The sequence below is a fragment of the Gammaproteobacteria bacterium genome, assembly GCA_013151035.1.
GTDB lineage: Bacteria > Pseudomonadota > Gammaproteobacteria > JAADJB01 > JAADJB01 > JAADJB01.
The window spans coordinates 59,808-79,020 of sequence record JAADJB010000014.1; the positions used below are offsets into that span (position 1 = coordinate 59,808).

Sequence of the window (19,213 nt, forward strand, 5' to 3'; positions counted from 1 at the left end):
AGGTTGATGATTGAATGCGGCATATTATTTCTATTTTAATGGAGAATGAGGCAGGAGCCCTGTCTCGTGTATCAGGTTTGTTTTCAGCGCGGGGGTATAATATTCAATCCCTGACGGTTGCACCGACCGAAGATCCATCCTTGTCGCGTATGACTATTGTCACCAGTGGTACGGATGGGATTATTGAACAGATTATTAAACAGTTGAATAAGCTGGTGGATGTGGTTCGTCTGTCAGATATGACAGAAGGGCCTCATATCGAACGTGAGTTATTATTAATCAAGATTCGCGCTGTGGGCGCAGGTCGTGAGGAATTGCATCGTTTATGCGATATTTTTCGTGGCCGCATTATTGATGTTACCGAGACCACCTATATTATTGAGCTAACGGGCAAGGGCGAGAAGCTGGATGCCTTTATTGATGCGGTTGGCGACGATCTTATTCTGGAAACCGTGCGTTCCGGTATATCGGGGATTGCCAGCGGTGTTCGTGCCTTGAGTGTGGGAACAATGGAATAACAATTTTTTATTTTTTTTGATTTTGGAGTGCAGTAGGCAATGAATATTTATTACGACAAAGACACCGATCTTTCTATTATCAAAGGCATGAAGGTGTCTATTATCGGCTATGGTTCTCAGGGGCATGCCCATGCGAATAATCTGAAAGACTCGGGTGTTGATGTGACGGTGGGTCTACGTGAGGGGTCTGCTACCGCTGCCAAGGTTAAGGCGGCAGGTCTTGTTGTGAAAAACACCGTTGATGCCGTGAAGGATGCTGATCTGGTGATGATCCTGACCCCGGATGAATTTCAGTCGCAGTTATATAAGAATGAGATTGAGCCCAATTTGAAAAAGGGTGCGGTGCTGGCTTTTGCCCACGGGTTTGCTATTCACTACAATCAGGTTGTGCCGCGTGCTGATCTGGATGTCATTATGATTGCACCGAAGGCTCCGGGCCATACCGTCCGTTCCGAGTTTGTTCGTGGTGGCGGTATTCCTGATCTTATCGCCATCTATCAGGATGCTTCGGGCAAGGCCAGGGATATTGCACTGTCTTATGCATCAGGTGTGGGCGGTGGTCGTACCGGCATTATTGAGACCAGCTTTAAGGATGAAACCGAAACGGATTTATTTGGTGAGCAGGCTGTCTTATGTGGTGGTGCTGTTGAACTGGTCAAGGCCGGTTTTGAGACCCTGGTTGAAGCTGGTTATGCACCAGAAATGGCTTACTTTGAGTGCCTGCATGAGCTTAAGCTCATTGTCGATCTGATGTACGAGGGTGGTATCGCCAATATGAATTACTCGATCTCCAATAATGCTGAGTATGGTGAATACGTGACCGGACCCAAGGTGATTAATGATGAGAGTCGCCAGGCAATGAAGGAAGCATTGAAAAATATCCAGAATGGTGAATATGCCAAGAAGTTTATTCTTGAGGGTATGAGTAATTATCCTGAGATGACGGCCTGTCGTCGCAATAATGCAGCGCATCCGATTGAAGTGGTTGGTGGCAAGTTACGTTCCATGATGCCGTGGATTACCGAAAACGCATTGGTGGATAAGAGTAAGAATTAAGCTTAATGGTGCGTGGTACGCACCCTACCGGGATACATGATGTTTGTTTTGGTAGGGTGCGCACTGCGCACCACAGCTCAGGGTTTTTCTTTATATGACAGTAGAAAAAAACACAGGTAAACGGCGTAAGGGTATTTATCTGCTCCCTAATCTGTTTACGACTGCGGGATTATTTTCCGGGTTTTATGCCATTGTTTCTGCTATGTCGGGCAACTTTGAGAATGCTGCTGTTGCCATATTTATTGCTATGATCATGGATGGTCTGGATGGGCGTGTTGCTCGTTTAACCAATACCGAAAGTGAATTTGGTGTGCAATACGATAGTCTTTCCGATATGGTCTGTTTTGGTCTGGCACCTTCTCTGGTGATTTATGAATGGGCTCTGCGTGACATGCTGGGTGATGGCTGGATTTGGGGCAAGATGGGTTGGTTGGCTGCATTCATCTATACTGCGGGCGCAGCACTGAGGCTGGCGCGTTTTAATACCCAGGTCGCTGTTGTTGATAAGCGTTTTTTTCAGGGGCTACCGAGCCCGGCTGCCGCCGCGGTGCTGGCAGGTCTGGTCTGGATGTGTAGCGATCTTGGTATTAAAGGTCAGACGCTTCAGTTGCCGGTATTGATATTGACGACACTGGTCGGCATATTGATGGTCAGTAATTTTCGTTATTATAGTTTCAAGGATGTTGATTTCAAGAACAGGGTGTCCTTTATGAAGATCCTGCTGGTGATTCCCTTATTTGTATTTACCTCAATTGATCCGCCCAAGGTGCTGTTTATAGTGTTTCTGATTTATATTCTGTCAGGCCCTGTTTATACTCTGAGTCTGTTGCGACGGAAAAGAAAGGAACGTCTGGAAGAATAATTGTAGTTAACGAATGGTGCTGAGCTATGAGTGAAAAAGATACCCTCATTATTTTTGATACAACCTTGCGTGATGGCGAGCAAAGCCCTGGCGCCTCAATGACGCGTGATGAAAAGGTCAGGATTGCAAAATCACTGGAAAAGATGCACGTGGATATTATTGAGGCCGGTTTTCCGGTTGCCAGCACGGGTGATTTTGAGTCTGTGCAGGCGGTTGCTCAGGCGATAAAAAACAGTACGGTTTGTGGTTTGGCGCGCGCACTTGATCGTGATATTGATGGTGCCGGTGAGGCGCTGAAACCAGCAGCAAGATCGCGTATTCATACCTTTATTGCGACCTCTCCTATTCACATGCAGATGAAATTACGCATGCAACCGGATCAGGTGCTGGAACAGGCAGTGAAGGCAGTCAAGCGCGCACTTCGTTACACTGATGATGTTGAATTCTCACCGGAGGATGCTGGGCGTTCCGAGATTGATTTCCTGTGTCGGATCATTGAGGCGGTTATTGATGCCGGGGCGCGTACCATTAATATCCCGGATACGGTTGGTTATAACGTGCCTCATCAGTTTGGTCAGTTAATGGCTAACTTGATTGAGCGTATTCCTAATGCGGATAAGGCGGTTTTTTCTGTGCATTGTCATAATGACCTGGGGCTTGCGGTAGCGAATTCCCTGTCAGCGGTGATGCAGGGTGCGCGACAGGTGGAATGTACGATTAATGGTCTGGGTGAACGTGCAGGTAATGCCGCCCTGGAAGAAATTGTGATGGCAGTAAAGACACGTCAGGATGTCTTTCCCTGCATCGTCAATCTGGATGCAACTGAGATTGTATCAACCTCAAGACTGGTGGCCGGGATCACTGGTTTTGCGGTGCAGCCGAATAAGGCCATCGTGGGTGCCAATGCCTTTGCCCATGAATCTGGTATCCATCAGGATGGTGTGCTTAAGAACAGGGAAACCTATGAGATTATGCGTGCCGAGGATGTTGGTTGGAGTGCTAATCGCATTGTCCTGGGTAAGCACTCGGGTAGAAATGCCTTCCGTACACGTTTGCTGGAATTGGGCGTAGAGTTTGAATCGGAAGATGCCTTGAATGAGGCTTTTTCCAGCTTTAAAGATCTAGCTGATAAAAAACATGAGATCTTTGATGAAGATCTACAGGCGTTGGTATCGGAGACCAGTCTTGCCGATGATGTTTATCGTTTAATATCCCTGAAGGTGTGTTCCGAGACAGGGGAAAAACCACACGCTGAATTAACCCTGCTTATTGATGGCAAAGAGTACCAGGCGAGTGCCTCGGGTGGCGGGCCGGTGGATGCTAGTTTTTGTGCTATTGAGTCTATTGTGAAAAGTGGGGTCAATTTACAGTTGTACTCGGTTAATAATATCACCAGTGGTACGGATGCTCAGGGTGAGGTGACTGTACGTTTGGAGAAGGATGAGCAGATTGTGAATGGGCAAGGTTCGGATACGGATATTGTGATTGCATCGGTTAAGGCTTATATCAATGCCTTGAATAAGATTCATCAGGCGCAGCAGCGGGAGCATCCACAGCAATATGTGGATGTTTGAGCGGATCTGCTTTGTTGTGAGATCAGAGACACGCCATGTCTCTTGAATTAATGCGATCCTATTATTTAGAAAAAATGGGTATACAGACCTGGGAACTCAGGCATCCGCCGGTTCTGGTTGATACGCCTCTATCCCCTGATATAAATGATGTTGGTGATGAATCGACTATTCCAGATCTGGCGGACTGGGAACAATTGGCGGCGGGTGTTGATCAATGTCGCCGTTGTAGCCTGGGTGGTCTTCGTCAACGTGCTCTGGTGGGTAGCGGGGCGCAACAGGCGGATTGTTTGATTATTGGTGAGGCACCTAATCAAGAGGAAGAGCAGCAGGGTTATCCCTTTGCTGGTGAGGTGGGTTCCTTACTTAATGAAATTCTGTTTAGTATGGGCTGGAATCGGGATGCGGTTTATCTAACTAATATTGTGAAATGCAGCCCTGGTGCCGGGCATGATCTGGATAATGAGATGATCGATTGTTGTCGTCCTTATCTGGAGAGGCAAATTGAACTACTGAATCCAAAGGTGATTTTGTTATTGGGGCGTGTGGCAGCACAATCGGTACTGAATAGCGCGGCTGAGATGAGTCAGTTAAGAAGTAAGGTGCATAAGTTGACGTTGGGGAAACAGGCCTTTTCAGTTGTCGTGAGTTATCATCCGAATTATTTGCTGCATAAACCCTCTCAAAAACGGCTGGTATGGCAGGATTTGTTGTTATTACAACAACAGCTGAATTAGGTTTTACGGAACGGTGTCTCAGTCATCTACTTTATTTCGTTGTATGCTGGATTCAGATCTGGATGAAATCATGCGTATTGAGCTTGAGGCCTACCCTCATCCGTGGACGCGTGGGATATTTGATGATTGTTTGAAGTCAAAGTACTCCTGTTGGGTCGGTGAGTGTAACGGTCAGGTTGATTCTTATGCCGTGATGGGGCTTGCGGCCGGGGAGTGTCATCTGCTTAATCTTTGTGTGCGGCAAGACAGGCAGGGACAGGGGCAGGGCGCAAAGATGCTGAAGCATGTATTAAGTGTGGTGCGTAGCTGCAATGTGGATATGATGTTGCTGGAGGTGCGTGCTTCTAATAGGGGGGCGCAACAGCTGTATCGTAGTTTTGGTTTTGATCAGATTGCCGAGCGTAAGGGTTATTACCCCGATGGTAATGGGCGTGAGGATGCTATGATCTATGCATTGAGTTTGTTGTAGTTTTTCACCGCTATTTTTAGTGGTAAATTTTTTGCTTATGCTTGCATAATTATTTTTTAACGCCTAATATGGATGCTATGATAAAAAAGATCTTTGTCAATTTTGCGCTAATGCTAACCTTCTTTATAGGTTACGTTTCGTTTTCCATTGCGGGTAATGGGGCTGCAGCAGAGCGGCTGCCTGCCTCTGCCGCAACGCATATTATTCTGTTCAGGGATGCGGAAGTGGATCGATTCAGGGGTCGTAACAGGGCATTGAGCCGACGCAGGCAGGTGGAAACCTTCGCCGAGGACGTTGAGACAGCTCATGGTCTCACTAAACACTTTATTTATTCTCATGCCCTGAATGGGATGGCTGCTAATATTCCTCCCGGTAGGCTTAGGGCGCTGCAGAGAGATCCCCGGATTCTGAGTATTGAGCCTAATCGAGTTATACGTGTTTCTGCACAGGCCCTGCCAACAGGTGTTCATCGTATCGATGGTGATTTTAATGTGACAGCGGCTATTGATAATGTTGACACGCGTGTTGATGTTGATATTGCTATTATTGATACTGGTGTGGATCTAAATCATCCTGATTTGAATGTCTTTCAATATGCCTATTGTACGCCTAGCCCGGTTCAAGTGAAGTGTAATGAGGGTGATATTGGTGCCGATGATGGTAATGGTCATGGTACCCATGTTAGTGGTATTGCTGCGGCTCTGGATAACAATAGTGGTGTAGTCGGTGTTGCTCCGGGCGCGCGTATCTGGGCAGTTAAAGTGTTGGAGGATAATGGCTCGGGTACACTGAGTCAGGTGCTGGCCGGGATTGATTATGTTGCGGCTAATGCGGCTAGTATTGAAGTCGCTAATATGAGCCTGGGTTTTACCGGTTCAAGTTCGGCACTGGATAATGCTATTAGTAATGCGGTTGCTGCGGGTGTGACCTTTGCTGTATCCGCAGGTAATGAGTCACAGGATGTATCTGCGGTTTCTCCCGGTGGTCATCCTGCTGTTATTACCGTGTCTGCCTATGCTGATTTTGATGGGCATCCTAATGGTTTGAGTGGAAACGCATGGTTGGGTTCCTGCACTGAAAATGTGGATGACTCCTTTGCCTGTTTCAGTAATTACGGCAGTGGTGTTGATATTATGGCACCAGGTGTATTGATCCTGTCGACCTATAAGGGCGGAGGAACTAGATCCATGAGTGGTACCAGTATGTCCAGTCCTCATGTTGCGGGAGCAGCTGCTATTTATAAAATGGAGAATCCAGCAGCGACACCTGCTGATATCAAGGTCGCTTTGATTGCACGCTCTGATCCGGCTCCTTGTCATACGGCATCGGGTTATTGTGCTGATGATCCGGATGGTATTTATGAACCCTTATTGATGATGATCGATGCACCTTATTGTAATGATGGTGATGGTGATGGATTATGTGCCAGTGTAGATAATTGCCCAACTGTCTGGAACTCGGATCAGGCAGATAATGATCTTGATGCGATCGGTGATGTTTGTGATGCAGATGACGATAATGATGGTTTGAGTGATGTTTTCGAAGTATCAATTGGCACTAATACATTTAATGCCGATACCGATGGTGACACACTGAGTGATTATGTGGAGGTTGGTTATGATGGTAATGCCTCTGCCTATCTGGCAGGCAGTGATCTGAATCCACTATTGGCAGATACTGACGCCGATGGTATTGGCGATGCTCAGGATACCTTGCCGCTGAATTTTAATTTTCTTGATGGAGATATTGCACCCCTGGGTGCGCCGGATGGTGTAGTCAATGCTGCTGATTATATGTTGGCTAGTCGTATTGTAATGGGGGATCTTGTTGCCGGTACATTGGAATTGGTACATGGGGATCTCTATCCGGCAGCGGCACCTGATGGTGTTATTGATGTGTCAGACTTTGTTTTATTGATGGGACGCATACAGCAGTAGCTTATATATTGTTGTATTTTACAGGGAGTAAAAAGGAGATGGTATTATGAACAAACAGTTTAAAAATTTATTTAAGATACTGCTTATAGCAGTGGTTTTAACAGGTTGTGCTGGACAAAAGACTTTTCATGAGTTTGCCAGGGCAGGAGATACCATAGCGCTGGCGGCTGGCTGGCAACAGAAGTTTTCACGGGACAATATTACTGTCAGTATTACGGATGTGAATGGTGTGAACACGGTCTATGCACCGGGTAACCTGAGTGTGCGAGGGGCGATTAATTTTTATCCGGATCCCCTCTCCAGTATGATTGTTTCCAGGGAGACCGGACAGGATCTTACCACCTTTGCACAGACCTACGCACAAACGATTACCGCAAACTTTACTGCGGGTGATAGAGATTGGTGGCAGACTACCGTGTTTATTGATTTACCTGTTGCTCTGGCTGAGGGGGTTGCGCTGATTGAAATCACTAATCCTGAAGGGGAGTATGCCAGTTCGACAGTTGATATTGTTGCGGGAACAGGAAGCAATAGCACTTTTGAGGCGACTTATACGACACCGCTGGATAATATTAAATTTAAGGCCATGGAAAGAATGGCTCATGCCACGATTAATTTTTCGGCAACAACAATACCGCATGCCGTAGAACTCATTATCACACATGATCCTGATGCCAATAATGGTGGTGCAGGGATAGCCTATGTGTCTAATCCTCGTGGTGATGTTAAGAATCTGTTATGGACGGATGATGGTCTTAATACCCATGTTATTATTACGCCGGTTAATAATGTAACCTTGGGAGCGATGCAGGACTTTAAATTTTATATCGCGGGTGGTGTAACTAATCTTAATATCCTGAGTGTGAATGCATTTGATAATGCCGGCGTGCCGGTGATTGGGGTGAGTGCTAGCATTAATTAGTGTTTGGTGCGCGGTGCGCACCCTACCGTTGGAATTAAGGTGGGGTGTGTACATGTATCATTGTTTTGGTGCATGGTGCGGGTGAAATAAAAGATTGTTGGTGCGCAGTGCGCACCCTACGGGTAAAATGGTCAATCTTTTCTGAGATTGGCCATTTTTTATGAGTGTTATTTCAACTGAAGCCCGGCGGCGGCGCACCTTTGCGATTATTTCGCACCCGGATGCGGGTAAGACGACCTTGACTGAGAAGTTACTGCTGTTCGGTGGTGCCATTCAGCTGGCTGGTACGGTGAAGGGTCGTAAGGCTGCACGTCATGCAACCTCGGACTGGATGGAGCTTGAAAAGCAGCGTGGAATCTCGGTAACTTCTTCGGTGATGCAGTTTCCCTTTCGTGACAAGGTGATCAACCTGCTGGATACCCCGGGACATGAAGACTTCTCGGAAGATACTTATCGAACATTGACTGCGGTTGATTCTGCGCTGATGGTGATTGATTGCGCCAAGGGCGTGGAGGAACGTACCATCAAACTGATGGAGGTCTGTCGTTTACGCACTACGCCGATTTACACCTTTATCAATAAGTTGGATCGTGAGGGACGTGACCCGATTGAACTGCTGGATGAGGTTGAGGATGTCTTAAAAATCCGCTGTGCACCGATCACCTGGCCGATTGGTATGGGTAAGCGTTTCAAGGGGGTCTATCACCTGCTGGATGATGCGATTCATATCTATAATGCAGAGAAGGGGGGTGCCAAGGGCAATACCGAGGTTATCAAGGGTCTGGATAATCCCATACTGGATGAACTGCTGGGTATGCAGGCACCTGAGCTCAGAGAGGAGATTGAACTGGTGAAGGGTGCCAGTCATGCCTTTGATCTGGATGCTTATCTCAAGGGTGATCTATCCCCCGTGTTTTTTGGTTCTGCGATTAATAACTTTGGTATCCAGGAACTATTGGATTCCTTTTCAGAACATGCACCGGCCCCCTTGTCCAGACGTGCTGGAGATCGGGTGGTTGAACCGGATGAGGAAGGCTTTAGTGGTTTTGTATTCAAGATACAGGCGAACATGGATCCCGCTCATCGTGATCGTATTGCCTTTTTAAGGGTTTGTTCAGGTGCTTATAAGAAAGGTATGAAGATGCGTCATGTGCGTATTGGCAAGACGATTCAGGTGGCGAATGCGGTGACCTTTCTGGCCTCTGATCGTGGTAATGTCGAGGATGCCTATCCGGGTGATATTATTGGTCTGCATAATCATGGCACCATTCGTATTGGTGATACCTTTACCCAGGGTGAAGACTTGAAATATACCGGTATTCCCAGTTTTGCCCCGGAGATGTTTCGTCGTGCCATACTGCGTGATCCTCTGCGCATGAAGGCGTTGCAAAAGGGGCTGGATCAGCTGTGTGAAGAGGGTGCGACTCAGTTATTTAAACCGCTAAAGAATAATGAATTAATCCTGGGTGCCGTGGGTATACTGCAGTTTGATGTGGTGGAATATCGGCTTAAGGGTGAATACAATGTTGAGTGTGGTTTTGAACCCTTTACTGTAGCGACGGCACGCTGGATACACTGTGATGATGACAAGATGCTGAGCCAGTTTCGTGAAAGGGTCTATGAGAATCTGGCCATCGATCAGTCGGGTGAGTTGGTTTATATTGCACCGACTCGGGTTAATCTGGATTTGACCATGGAGCGTTGGCCAGATATTGAGTTTATGGCGACGAGTGAGCATTGATTTGCATTACTATGATGCGTGTTTACATTTCTATTGCACCATATTTGCACAGGCCTGTGGTACGTGCTCGATGGGGACAGAGCCAAAAACCGGCGCTGTCCCCGGCCTGTGCCAGCCAGGGTTCACACCAGGCTGGGGACAGCGCCGGTTTTTGGCTCTGCCCCCCTTTCGTGCGTACCACAGACTTATAACCTGGCACAATAATTGCTAATATTCGCTTAGACTTATTGTAAATATTGTTGGAGTAGTTATGAAAGAACGCTTGATCGTAATTGGTAATGGTATGGCAGGTATCAGAACCCTGGAAGAATTATTGAAGCTGGATGCCGATCGTTATGATATTACGGTTTTTGGTGACGAGCCTTATGGTAATTACAATCGTATTATGTTGTCGCCTGTTTTAGCCGGTGAAAAGACCATTGATGAGATCATGCTGAACGATGACGCGTGGTATCAAGACAATGGTGTGACGCTGAACAAGGGTAAACGCATTGCCTCTATTAACCGCAGTAAGCGCGAGGTTATTGCTGAAGATGGTTCTTCTTTGACCTATGATCGTCTGCTGATTGCGACGGGTTCTACACCTTTTATTCTGCCGATTCCAGGTAATGATCTGGACGGTGTGGTCTCTTTTCGTGATATCAGTGATGTTGATCAGATGTTGGCCGTGGCGGACAAGTCTAAACATGCGGTAGTGATTGGTGGTGGGCTACTAGGGTTGGAGGCCGCTAATGGTCTGATGGAACAGGGCATGAATGTGACCGTGGTGCATTTGCCAGAGACCTTGATGGAGCGACAACTTGATACCGTGGCAGCGGGTATGTTGCAGCAGTCGCTGGAAGAACGTGGATTGCATTTCCTGATGCAGGCACAAACAGAGTCGATTACAGGTAAGGATCGGGTAGAGGGTGTTCGTTTCAAGGATGGTTCCGGGATTAGTGCCGACCTGGTGGTGATGGCAGTGGGTATTCGTCCGAATTATACCCTTGCTAGTGAATCCGGGATTCATTGTGAGCGTGGCGTTGTGGTGAATGATACCTTGCAGACTTTTGATCCTAGCATTTATGCCGTGGGTGAATGTGTGCAGCATCGTGGTGAGGTCTATGGCCTGGTCGCCCCCTTATTCGAGATGGCGAAGGTTTGTGCCAATCATCTGGCGCATCATGGTATTGGCCGTTATGAAGGCTCAGTGACCTCGACGAAGTTAAAGGTGACCGGGATTGATCTGTTTTCAGCTGGTGATTTTATTGGTGATGAGAATACCGAGGAGCTGGTGTTTCAGGATGCTGCGCGTGGTGTCTATCGCAAGTTGGTGGTGCAGGATAACAAGATCAAGGGCGCGGTGATGTACGGCGATACCATTGATGGTACCTGGTACTTTGATCTGTTGCGTGATCAAACCGATATCTCGGATATCCGTCAACACCTGTTATTTGGTCAGGCGCATCTGGGTGACTCCGGTCATGGTGATGAGAATCGTGTCGCGGCACTGTCTGATGATGCCGAGATCTGTGGTTGTAATGGTGTCTGTAAGGGCGATATCGTTAAGGCAATTACCGAGAAAAAATTATTTACCTTAGAAGATGTGCGCGCGCATACCAAGGCCTCCAGTTCCTGTGGCTCTTGTACCGGTCTGGTTGAGGCGCTGTTGTCACATACCGTGGGTGGTGACTATTCAACAGCCCCTCATCTTAAACCGATGTGTGGTTGTACGGAACACACGCATGACGGTGTACGCGCTGCGATCAAGGATCAGCAATTAAAATCAGTGCGTGCGGTTATGGATACACTGGAATGGGATAGTGAAGATGGTTGCAGTAAGTGTCGCCCCACCCTGAATTACTATGTCTTTTGTCAGTGGCCGGATGCGGGTAGTGATGATAATCAGTCACGTTTCATTAATGAACGCGTGCATGCCAATATCCAGAAGGATGCGACCTTCTCGGTTATTCCGCGTATGTGGGGTGGTGGCACGACACCGGATGAACTGCGTGCAATCGCCGATGTGGCAGATAAATTCAAGGTCAAGACGGTGCATGTAACCGGTGGTCAGCGTATTGGTCTGTATGGGCTCAAGAAGGAAGAGTTGCCTGAGATCTGGGGTGATTTGAGTAAGGCTGGAATGGTTTCCGGACATGCCTATGGTAAGGCACTGCGTACGGTCAAGACCTGTGTGGGTAAGGAATGGTGTCGTTTCGGAACGCAGGATTCCACCAAGATGGGTGTTGCCCTGGAGAAGATGACCTGGGGTTCATGGACACCGCATAAGTACAAGATGGCGGTATCGGGTTGTCCGCGAAATTGTGCTGAGGCAACGATCAAGGATCTGGGTGTGGTTTGTGTCGATTCCGGTTATGAGCTTCATATTGGTGGTAATGGTGGTATCAAGGTGCGGGTTACTGATTTTCTATGTGCGGTGAAAACAGAGGCTGAGGTGTTGGAGTATGCGGCAGCCTTTATGCAGATCTATCGTGAACAGGCGCATTATCTGGAACGTACGGCCCCCTGGATTGAACGAGTGGGTTTGAATTATGTCAAGGAACAGATTGTTGATGATAATGATAATCGTAAGGCTCTGGCTGAGCGCTTCCTGTTTGCTCAGACCTTTGTACAAGATGATCCGTGGAAGGAGCGTGCTGAGGGGACAGACAGGCATGAGTTTGAGCCGATCAAAACGATCTCTTAACGTGATAATATATTGAATACAGGTGAAGTATGAGTGAACAGAATAACTGGATTGAAATAGGTAAGCTGGATGATATTCCGGTGTTGGGTGCCCGAGTGGTGAATCGCGAAGAGGGTGATATTGCTATCTTCCGCACTGCGGATAATGAGGTATTTGCGCTGCATGATCATTGTCCGCATAAGGGTGGGCCTTTGTCGCAGGGGATTGTGCATGGGCATAAGGTATCCTGTCCTTTGCATGACTGGAAGATTAGTCTGGAGACCGGGGTTGCTGTTGCGCCTGATGAAGGCTGTGCGGCACGTTTTCCGGTGCGGGTTGAGGATGGGGTAGTTTATTTGTCGCTGTCGTCTGATTGAGATTTTATCGGCATTTTTGAGAGTGTGTTTTAATAAGATCGAGTCAGGGCTTGCTCCTCTTTATCAGAGACACGCCGTGAATACATCCCTGTAGGCTCCATGCCCGCATCCCTGCGGGCAAGGGTCTCTGCTAAAGAGGAGCAAGCCCTGCCTCTGTAGGGTGCGCACTGCGCACCAATTTCTCGTTCCCACGCTCTGCGTGGGAATGCATATAGCAGGTAGGGTGCGCACTGCGCACTAAACAAATCTAGGAGAGCACTGTGCTTTTTGGTCGAAGTAAAAAGAATCCTATCAAGATCGCCGACAAGGGCGTGGTTGAGTGGAAATACACCACTTGTGGCTACTGCTCGACCGGTTGTTCGATTGAAGTCGGTCTGAATGCTGAAGGTGAGGCGGTGAGTTCGCGCGGTGTTGCGGGTGCGGATGTGAATCGTGGCAAGCTCTGTCTCAAGGGTATCTTTGAACATGAGTTGTTCAAGAGTGCGGGGCGTGGCAAGGTGCCGCTGATACGTGAACGTCATCTGGATGAGTTTCAGGAGACCTCATGGGATGGTGCGCTGGATCGTGTAAGTTCTGAAATAAAGACGATTCAGGATAAGTATGGTCGGGATGCCTTTGCCATTGTCTCTACCGGACAGATCATGACCGAGGAGTTTTATACCCTGGGCAAGTTGGCGCGTGGTGTGATTGGCACCAATAACTATGATGGCAATACCACCTTGTGTATGGCATCGGCGGTATCGGGTTATAAACGTTCCTTTGGTTCCGATGGACCACCGGGATGTTACGATGATTTTGAACATACCGAGTGTCTGCTGGCACTGGGTTCCAATCTGCCTGAACAGCATCCGATTATCTTCTGGCGTTTACGTCAGGCACTGGAGAAACGCAGCTTCCCGATTATTGTGGTTGATCCTCGCGTTACCATGTTTGCCCAGATGGCAGATATTCATCTGCCGATTACGCCGGGTACTGATCTGGTGTTACTCAATAGCCTGGCTCATGTCATCCTGGATGAAGGTCTGGCTGATGATGATTATATTGCGGCACATACCTCGGGCTTTGATGATTTCAAGGCACTGGTGGCTGAATATGACCCCATCAGTGCCTCGCGTATTTGTGGCATTGATGAGGATACCATTCGTAATGTCGCGCGCATCTATGCTAAGGCAGGTCAGGCGATGTCGATCTGGACCATGGGCATCAATCAAAGTACCCATGGCTCTGATGGAGTGGTAGCAACCAATAACCTGAATCTGATTACTGGTAATATCGGCAAGCTGGGTGGTACCAGTCTATCGATTACCGGGCAGTGTAATGCCATGGGTACGCGTGAGTGGTCTTCCTGCTCCGGTCTGCCTGGGTATCGTGCGTTGGAAAAGGCGCAGGATCGCAAGACCATTGCTGATTACTGGGGTATTGATGAGGACTTCCTGCCTGAGAAACGCGGTCTGTTTCAGACTGATATTTTCCCCGCCATCGAGACGGGGCAGATCAAAGGTCTGTGGCTGGTTGCGACCAATCCAATGACCTCGATGCCGAATACGGCACGTATACGCAAGACGCTTGAAAAACTGGATTTTCTGGTGGTACAGGATGCCTATCGGGATGTGGAAACCAATGAATACAGTCATGTTTATCTACCTGCTGCGATTTGGGCAGAGAAGGAAGGCTGTTTTACCAATACCGAACGACGCGTTAATCTGACGCGTAATACTTTACCGCCCTATGCACAGTCAAAATCAGATCTATGGATCTTTAACGAGATCGCACAGCGTTTTGATAATCCGAAGAAGCCGGTTTTTCCGGCACAGGCCTCTGAGGTATTTGAAGAGCTGCGTGAGTTATCGAAGGGTCGTATGCTGGACTATTCGGGCATGGACTACGACAAGATTGAAAAGATGCGTGGGATACAGTGGCCTTGTAATGAGGAAACGGCACCGGAGGGTTCACCACGGCTGTATACCGATGGGCTGTTCCAGTACCCGGATCAACGTGCCAAACTGATCGCGTTGCCCTTTATTGATAATAATGAACGACCGGATGAGCAGTATCCATTCTGGCTCAATAGTGGGCGTGTGGTCGAGCATTTTCATACCCGTACCCGTACCGGCAAGATCGGTAATCTGAACAAGTTTAGTCCCACGCCTTATATGGAGATGAATCCGGATGCGGCACATGGTCTGAATATCCGGCATGGGCAGTATGTGCGTCTGATCTCGCGTCGGGGTGATGCCGTGGTGATGGTACAACTGACCCAGCGTATCCCACCGGATATGGTGTTTGTACCCTTTCATTTCCATGAGTGTGTGAACCGGGTGTCGTTAGGTCTGCTTGATCCTCACTCCCGACAACCGGCATTCAAACAATGTGGGGTGCGGGTTGAACCATTAGATGATCAACAGGCCGCTGCCCACCGTAATCGAATTGCGCGTACCTATTAGGTCGATACAGGAATATTAGTATGTTTAAACGACGTGATGATGAACCGGATTATGCCATACTGCCGGAGGTGGATGCACCACAGGTCAATCGTTATGGTAAGAAGATTCAACTGGTTGATGAAACTGACGCGCTAGCGGGTAAGAGCCTGAATATCAATGGTGATAGCTCGGTGGGGGATAACCCGAATCGTTACAAGCAGCATGGTTTCTATTTTAATGCCGATAACTGTATCTCCTGTCATGCCTGTGAGTCGGCGTGTAGTGAAAAGAATGATCTGCCATCGCATATCGCCTTCCGTTCGGTGGGTTATGTTGAGGGCGGTACCTGGCCGGCCTATCGGCGTATGAATATCTCCATGGCCTGTAATCACTGTGATGATCCGGTCTGTCTCAAGGGTTGTCCAACGCGTGCCTATACCAAGTTTGCGGAATATGGTGCGGTGTTACAGGACCCTGATATCTGTTTTGGTTGTGGCTACTGCACCTGGGTCTGTCCCTATAATGCCCCGCAGCTGGATCTTGCTGCCGGGCATGTGCAGAAGTGTAATATGTGTGTGGATCGACTGGAGGTGGGTCTGAAACCGGCCTGTTCCTCTGCCTGTCTGGCGGGTGCGCTGGACTTTGGTGTGATCGAGACCACACCGGAGAATCGTGAACAACTGGAGGTCAAGATCCCCGGTTTCCCTTCGCCCGAGATTACCCATCCCAATATTCGTTTTCAGCAGAAGAAGAGTCTGCCCTCCGAGATGCGTCGTACCGATGCCATGCCACTGACCTATGAGCGTGATGATACAGGGCGTTCTGATTTTATCCCCGAGGTGGATGAACGCAAGATTGAAGCCGACAAGGGGCTTGCCGGTCTGAGTTCACGTGAAGATCCACTGGTGATCTTTACCCTGGTCTCACAGATGGTGGTGGGTGCCGTGTTGGCACTGATCCTTGGCCCTGTATTCGGTTTGGAGGTGTTGTCACCGGATACGCATCCTGTGGCCTATTCCGTGATGTTGTTTGGCCTGTTGGGTCTGGAGACCCTGGCACTGGTGTTATCCACCATGCACCTGGGTAAACCTCATCGTTTTTATCGCGCCTTTAATAACCTGCGTTATTCACCGGTGAGTCGAGAGGTGGCGAGTATTGCGGTATTTTATAACCTGCTGGGTGCCTACGCCTTATTGCTGACCTTCCCTGGGCTGTTTTTCTTCCTGCCCGATGGCTGGGTCGATAGCCTGGTCGGTATGACGGGTATTGCAGCAGCAGTTACCGGCCCGATTGCCCTGTATTTTATGCACAAGATCTACCGCATCAAGGCACGACCTTTCTGGAATCACTGGCAGGTATTGACCAGTTTTTATGGCAATATGCTGGCGCTGGGTGGACTGGTGACTGGTCTGTATTTTGGTTTTATACAGGCCTGGCAAGGGCTGCCATCAATGACTGTTATGGATGCACTGGCATTGCCTGTTTTGTTAGGTCTGCTGATGGAAGCTATCGGCCTGTACTATCACGCCAACGACCTCAAGGCTACAGGCGGTGAGGGTGCTGCCTCGCACTTCCGTCAGTTGACGGCACATGGTCGCAGCTACCGTGCGCGTAATATTGCCTTGGCAGGTGCACTACTATTGGTGACGCTGTTGACAGCAACAGATGCCCTGACAGGTTTAGGGCTTTATAGCTGGATACTGGTCGCCATCGCTATTTTTGTCAGTGCCGTTTTAGGCCGAGCACTGTTCTATGTGCTAGTCATTCCTACCACCATGCCCGGTGCCTTCTTCTGGCGCAATCAAGGCTTCCAGGAACACGCCCAACAGAGTGGACTCGCCGAGATGCCACAGGTTGGAGTGCTGAACAAGACGCATTGATTGCTGTCATCCTCGCATATATCTGGTTCCCATGCTCTGCGTGGGAACCCATACCTAATACCTGGTTCCCACGCTCCCGCGTGGGAACCCATATAGTCGTAGGTCGGGTTTACCCAAAGGGCACGCTGAGCGTAGCGTAACCCGACAAATCCATCCAGGTTCATAGTTAATATACCCCGCATGGTTCCGAGTGAATGACGATCGCCAGTCTATCTGCTAAAGACACGCCGTGAATACATCCCTGTAGGCTCCACGCCCGCGTCCATGCGGGCAAGGGTCTTTAGCAGATAGATTGCCAACCGTCTTTGTGAGAATCAATCGGGGGTAGAGAGTAATTACGCTATATTTATTGAATCCTCTTGTTCCCGTGCTATTGCATCATACTCAGATGTGTTATTTTGAATTTATGTAACTACTCAGCGTAAATAATTCAAAAAAAGCTTGACAAGGTTTTGGCGAATATTTTGAAAAAACTACTGAAGCTATCAATGGCTTTATAGCGGGTCGATACGGAGCATCAGATGGCTGACAGTTTTATTATTGAGTTCATAATGCCCCTGCGTGTGCGTGATTTATTTTAACAGTTTACATCGCCTTACAATGCGAAAAAATCGCCCCTGAAAACCCATGCGATAATACCCCTGTACTAAAACGATCAGGGTTATTCATTGAAAATGGATTCAATAGATGTTGAGAAAGCACTTGATAAAGCTCGCCAGCTTATCGAGCAGGAGAAAGGTTTATCTGCTTCTCTCCGTGCCGCCTTAGAGGTTCTCTTGTTATTAGTCAAACTCCTGTTAGATCGTAAAACACTCAATAGTAAAAACAGCAGCAAACCTTCCGGTGCTCAAGCCGGGCATATTGGCAAAACACTGGAAAAGGTGGATGATCCAGACTATATGACCGCCCTTTCTATTGATCGCCGAACCTTACCCAAAGGGAATTATCATCAGGCCGGGGTTGAAACAAGACAAGTCTTTGATATCGATATTCTGCGCGTCATCACCGAATATCAGGCCGAGATACTCGAAGATGAAAAAGGCCATCGTTTTGTGGCATCTTTCCCGGATAATGTCACTAAAGCTGTGCAGTATGGCAACCAGATAAAAGCCCATGCAGTTTATTTGTCCCAGTATCAATTGCTGCCTTACAAACGCATACAGAATTACTTTGCTGACCAGATTCCGATCAGTGAAGGCTCACTTTACAACTTCAATGTGCAGGCCTTTGCTCAACTGGCCGACTTTGAGCAGATGAGTAAAGACCAGTTAGCAAAGGCCCAACTGGCTCATGCCGATGAAACCGGAATTAACATCAATGGTAAACGTCAATGGCTGCATTGTGCTTCCAGCCCGGCATGGACTCACTACTTCCCTCATGAAAAACGGGGCAAGGCGGCGATGGATGATATCGGCATACTCCCTCGTTTCCAGGGCATCCTGTGTCATGATCACTGGAAGCCTTATTACCGTTATCTGCAATTGACTCATGCCTTATGTAATGCACACCATCTCAGGGAACTAACAAGAGCCTGGGAACAGGATGGTATGATCTGGGCCAGGGACATGGAACAACTACTCAGAGAAATCAACCGAGTTGTTAATTATGCGGGTGGTGCGCTGTCTCCTGATGAGGCAAAACAGTATCGAAAAGCATACAGAACCCTGTTACAGAAAGCAGACAATGAATGCCCAGCACCAGAACCGCCGCCAGGAAAACTTAAACGAGGTCGGGTTAAACGCAGCAAGGCCAGAAACTTATTAGAACGTTTGAGAAATTATGAAGACGATGTACTGCGCTTTATGGAAAATCCACTGGTGCCTTTTACTAATAATCAGGGCGAGAATGATATTCGAATAACCAAGGTTCAGCAAAAAATATCAGGCTGTTTTCGCAGTGTCGAAGGTGCAAAAATATTCTGTCGGGTTCGTGGTTATTTATCAACTTGCCGCAAGCAAGATATTTCCGTTTCACAGGCTCTGAGTCTGATTTTTGATGGAAAACTACCGGATTTTATAGTGTAAGCTTTACATACTAAGTTTATTGCGCTGAGTA

The 19,213-nt window shown here is 48.1% G+C and carries 14 protein-coding genes; all 14 read left to right on the plus strand.

Translation table 11 applies throughout. The annotated features are described in order from the left end of the window. Positions 1–14 precede the first annotated feature (14 nt). The 14 genes from ilvN to GXP22_03285 all read left to right on the plus strand — a co-directional run bounded on the left by ilvN (position 15) and on the right by GXP22_03285 (position 19,182). A complete protein-coding gene (gene ilvN / locus GXP22_03220) occupies positions 15–518 on the plus strand; it encodes an acetolactate synthase small subunit (GenBank protein ID NOX08493.1) in 504 nt (167 codons plus the stop codon). A 39-nt stretch (positions 519–557) separates the two neighbouring features. Beyond that, a complete protein-coding gene (gene ilvC, locus GXP22_03225) occupies positions 558–1,574 on the plus strand; it encodes a ketol-acid reductoisomerase (GenBank protein ID NOX08494.1) in 1,017 nt (338 codons plus the stop codon). A gap of 94 nt (positions 1,575–1,668) precedes the next feature. Next, complete coding sequence (gene pssA / locus GXP22_03230; GenBank protein NOX08495.1) at positions 1,669–2,436, plus strand: CDP-diacylglycerol--serine O-phosphatidyltransferase; 768 nt, start codon at positions 1,669–1,671, stop codon at positions 2,434–2,436. Between the two features lie 26 nt (positions 2,437–2,462). Next, complete coding sequence (locus GXP22_03235) at positions 2,463–4,010, plus strand: 2-isopropylmalate synthase (protein NOX08496.1); 1,548 nt, start codon at positions 2,463–2,465, stop codon at positions 4,008–4,010. Positions 4,011–4,045: 35 nt separating this feature from the next. Then, on the plus strand, positions 4,046–4,744 hold the full coding sequence (locus GXP22_03240) for a uracil-DNA glycosylase (protein ID NOX08497.1): 699 nt from the start codon (positions 4,046–4,048) through the stop codon (positions 4,742–4,744). A 43-nt stretch (positions 4,745–4,787) separates the two neighbouring features. Then, entirely contained in the window at positions 4,788–5,213 is a 426-nt protein-coding gene (rimI, locus tag GXP22_03245) for a ribosomal protein S18-alanine N-acetyltransferase (protein ID NOX08498.1), read from the plus strand. A gap of 77 nt (positions 5,214–5,290) precedes the next feature. After that, positions 5,291–7,150 (plus strand): S8 family peptidase, encoded by a 1,860-nt coding sequence (locus GXP22_03250; GenBank protein ID NOX08499.1) that lies wholly within the window; start codon positions 5,291–5,293, stop codon positions 7,148–7,150. Between the two features lie 46 nt (positions 7,151–7,196). Then, positions 7,197–8,072: a hypothetical protein gene (locus GXP22_03255; GenBank protein ID NOX08500.1), complete on the plus strand. Its 876-nt coding sequence runs from the start codon at positions 7,197–7,199 to the stop codon at positions 8,070–8,072. A gap of 160 nt (positions 8,073–8,232) precedes the next feature. Continuing rightward, entirely contained in the window at positions 8,233–9,813 is a 1,581-nt protein-coding gene (locus GXP22_03260; GenBank protein NOX08501.1) for a peptide chain release factor 3, read from the plus strand. Between the two features lie 250 nt (positions 9,814–10,063). Then, positions 10,064–12,499: an NAD(P)/FAD-dependent oxidoreductase gene (locus GXP22_03265; GenBank protein NOX08502.1), complete on the plus strand. Its 2,436-nt coding sequence runs from the start codon at positions 10,064–10,066 to the stop codon at positions 12,497–12,499. A 29-nt stretch (positions 12,500–12,528) separates the two neighbouring features. Next, positions 12,529–12,855 carry a nitrite reductase small subunit NirD gene (gene nirD, locus GXP22_03270; protein ID NOX08503.1) on the plus strand — a complete coding sequence of 109 codons (327 nt, stop codon included), beginning with the start codon at positions 12,529–12,531 and terminating at the stop codon, positions 12,853–12,855. Between the two features lie 260 nt (positions 12,856–13,115). Beyond that, complete coding sequence (locus tag GXP22_03275; GenBank protein NOX08504.1) at positions 13,116–15,299, plus strand: nitrate reductase; 2,184 nt, start codon at positions 13,116–13,118, stop codon at positions 15,297–15,299. A gap of 20 nt (positions 15,300–15,319) precedes the next feature. Continuing rightward, complete coding sequence (locus tag GXP22_03280; GenBank protein ID NOX08505.1) at positions 15,320–17,158, plus strand: dimethyl sulfoxide reductase anchor subunit; 1,839 nt, start codon at positions 15,320–15,322, stop codon at positions 17,156–17,158. 668 nt (positions 17,159–17,826) lie between these two features. After that, positions 17,827–19,182 (plus strand): IS66 family transposase, encoded by a 1,356-nt coding sequence (locus GXP22_03285; protein ID NOX08506.1) that lies wholly within the window; start codon positions 17,827–17,829, stop codon positions 19,180–19,182. Positions 19,183–19,213: the final 31 nt, after the last annotated feature.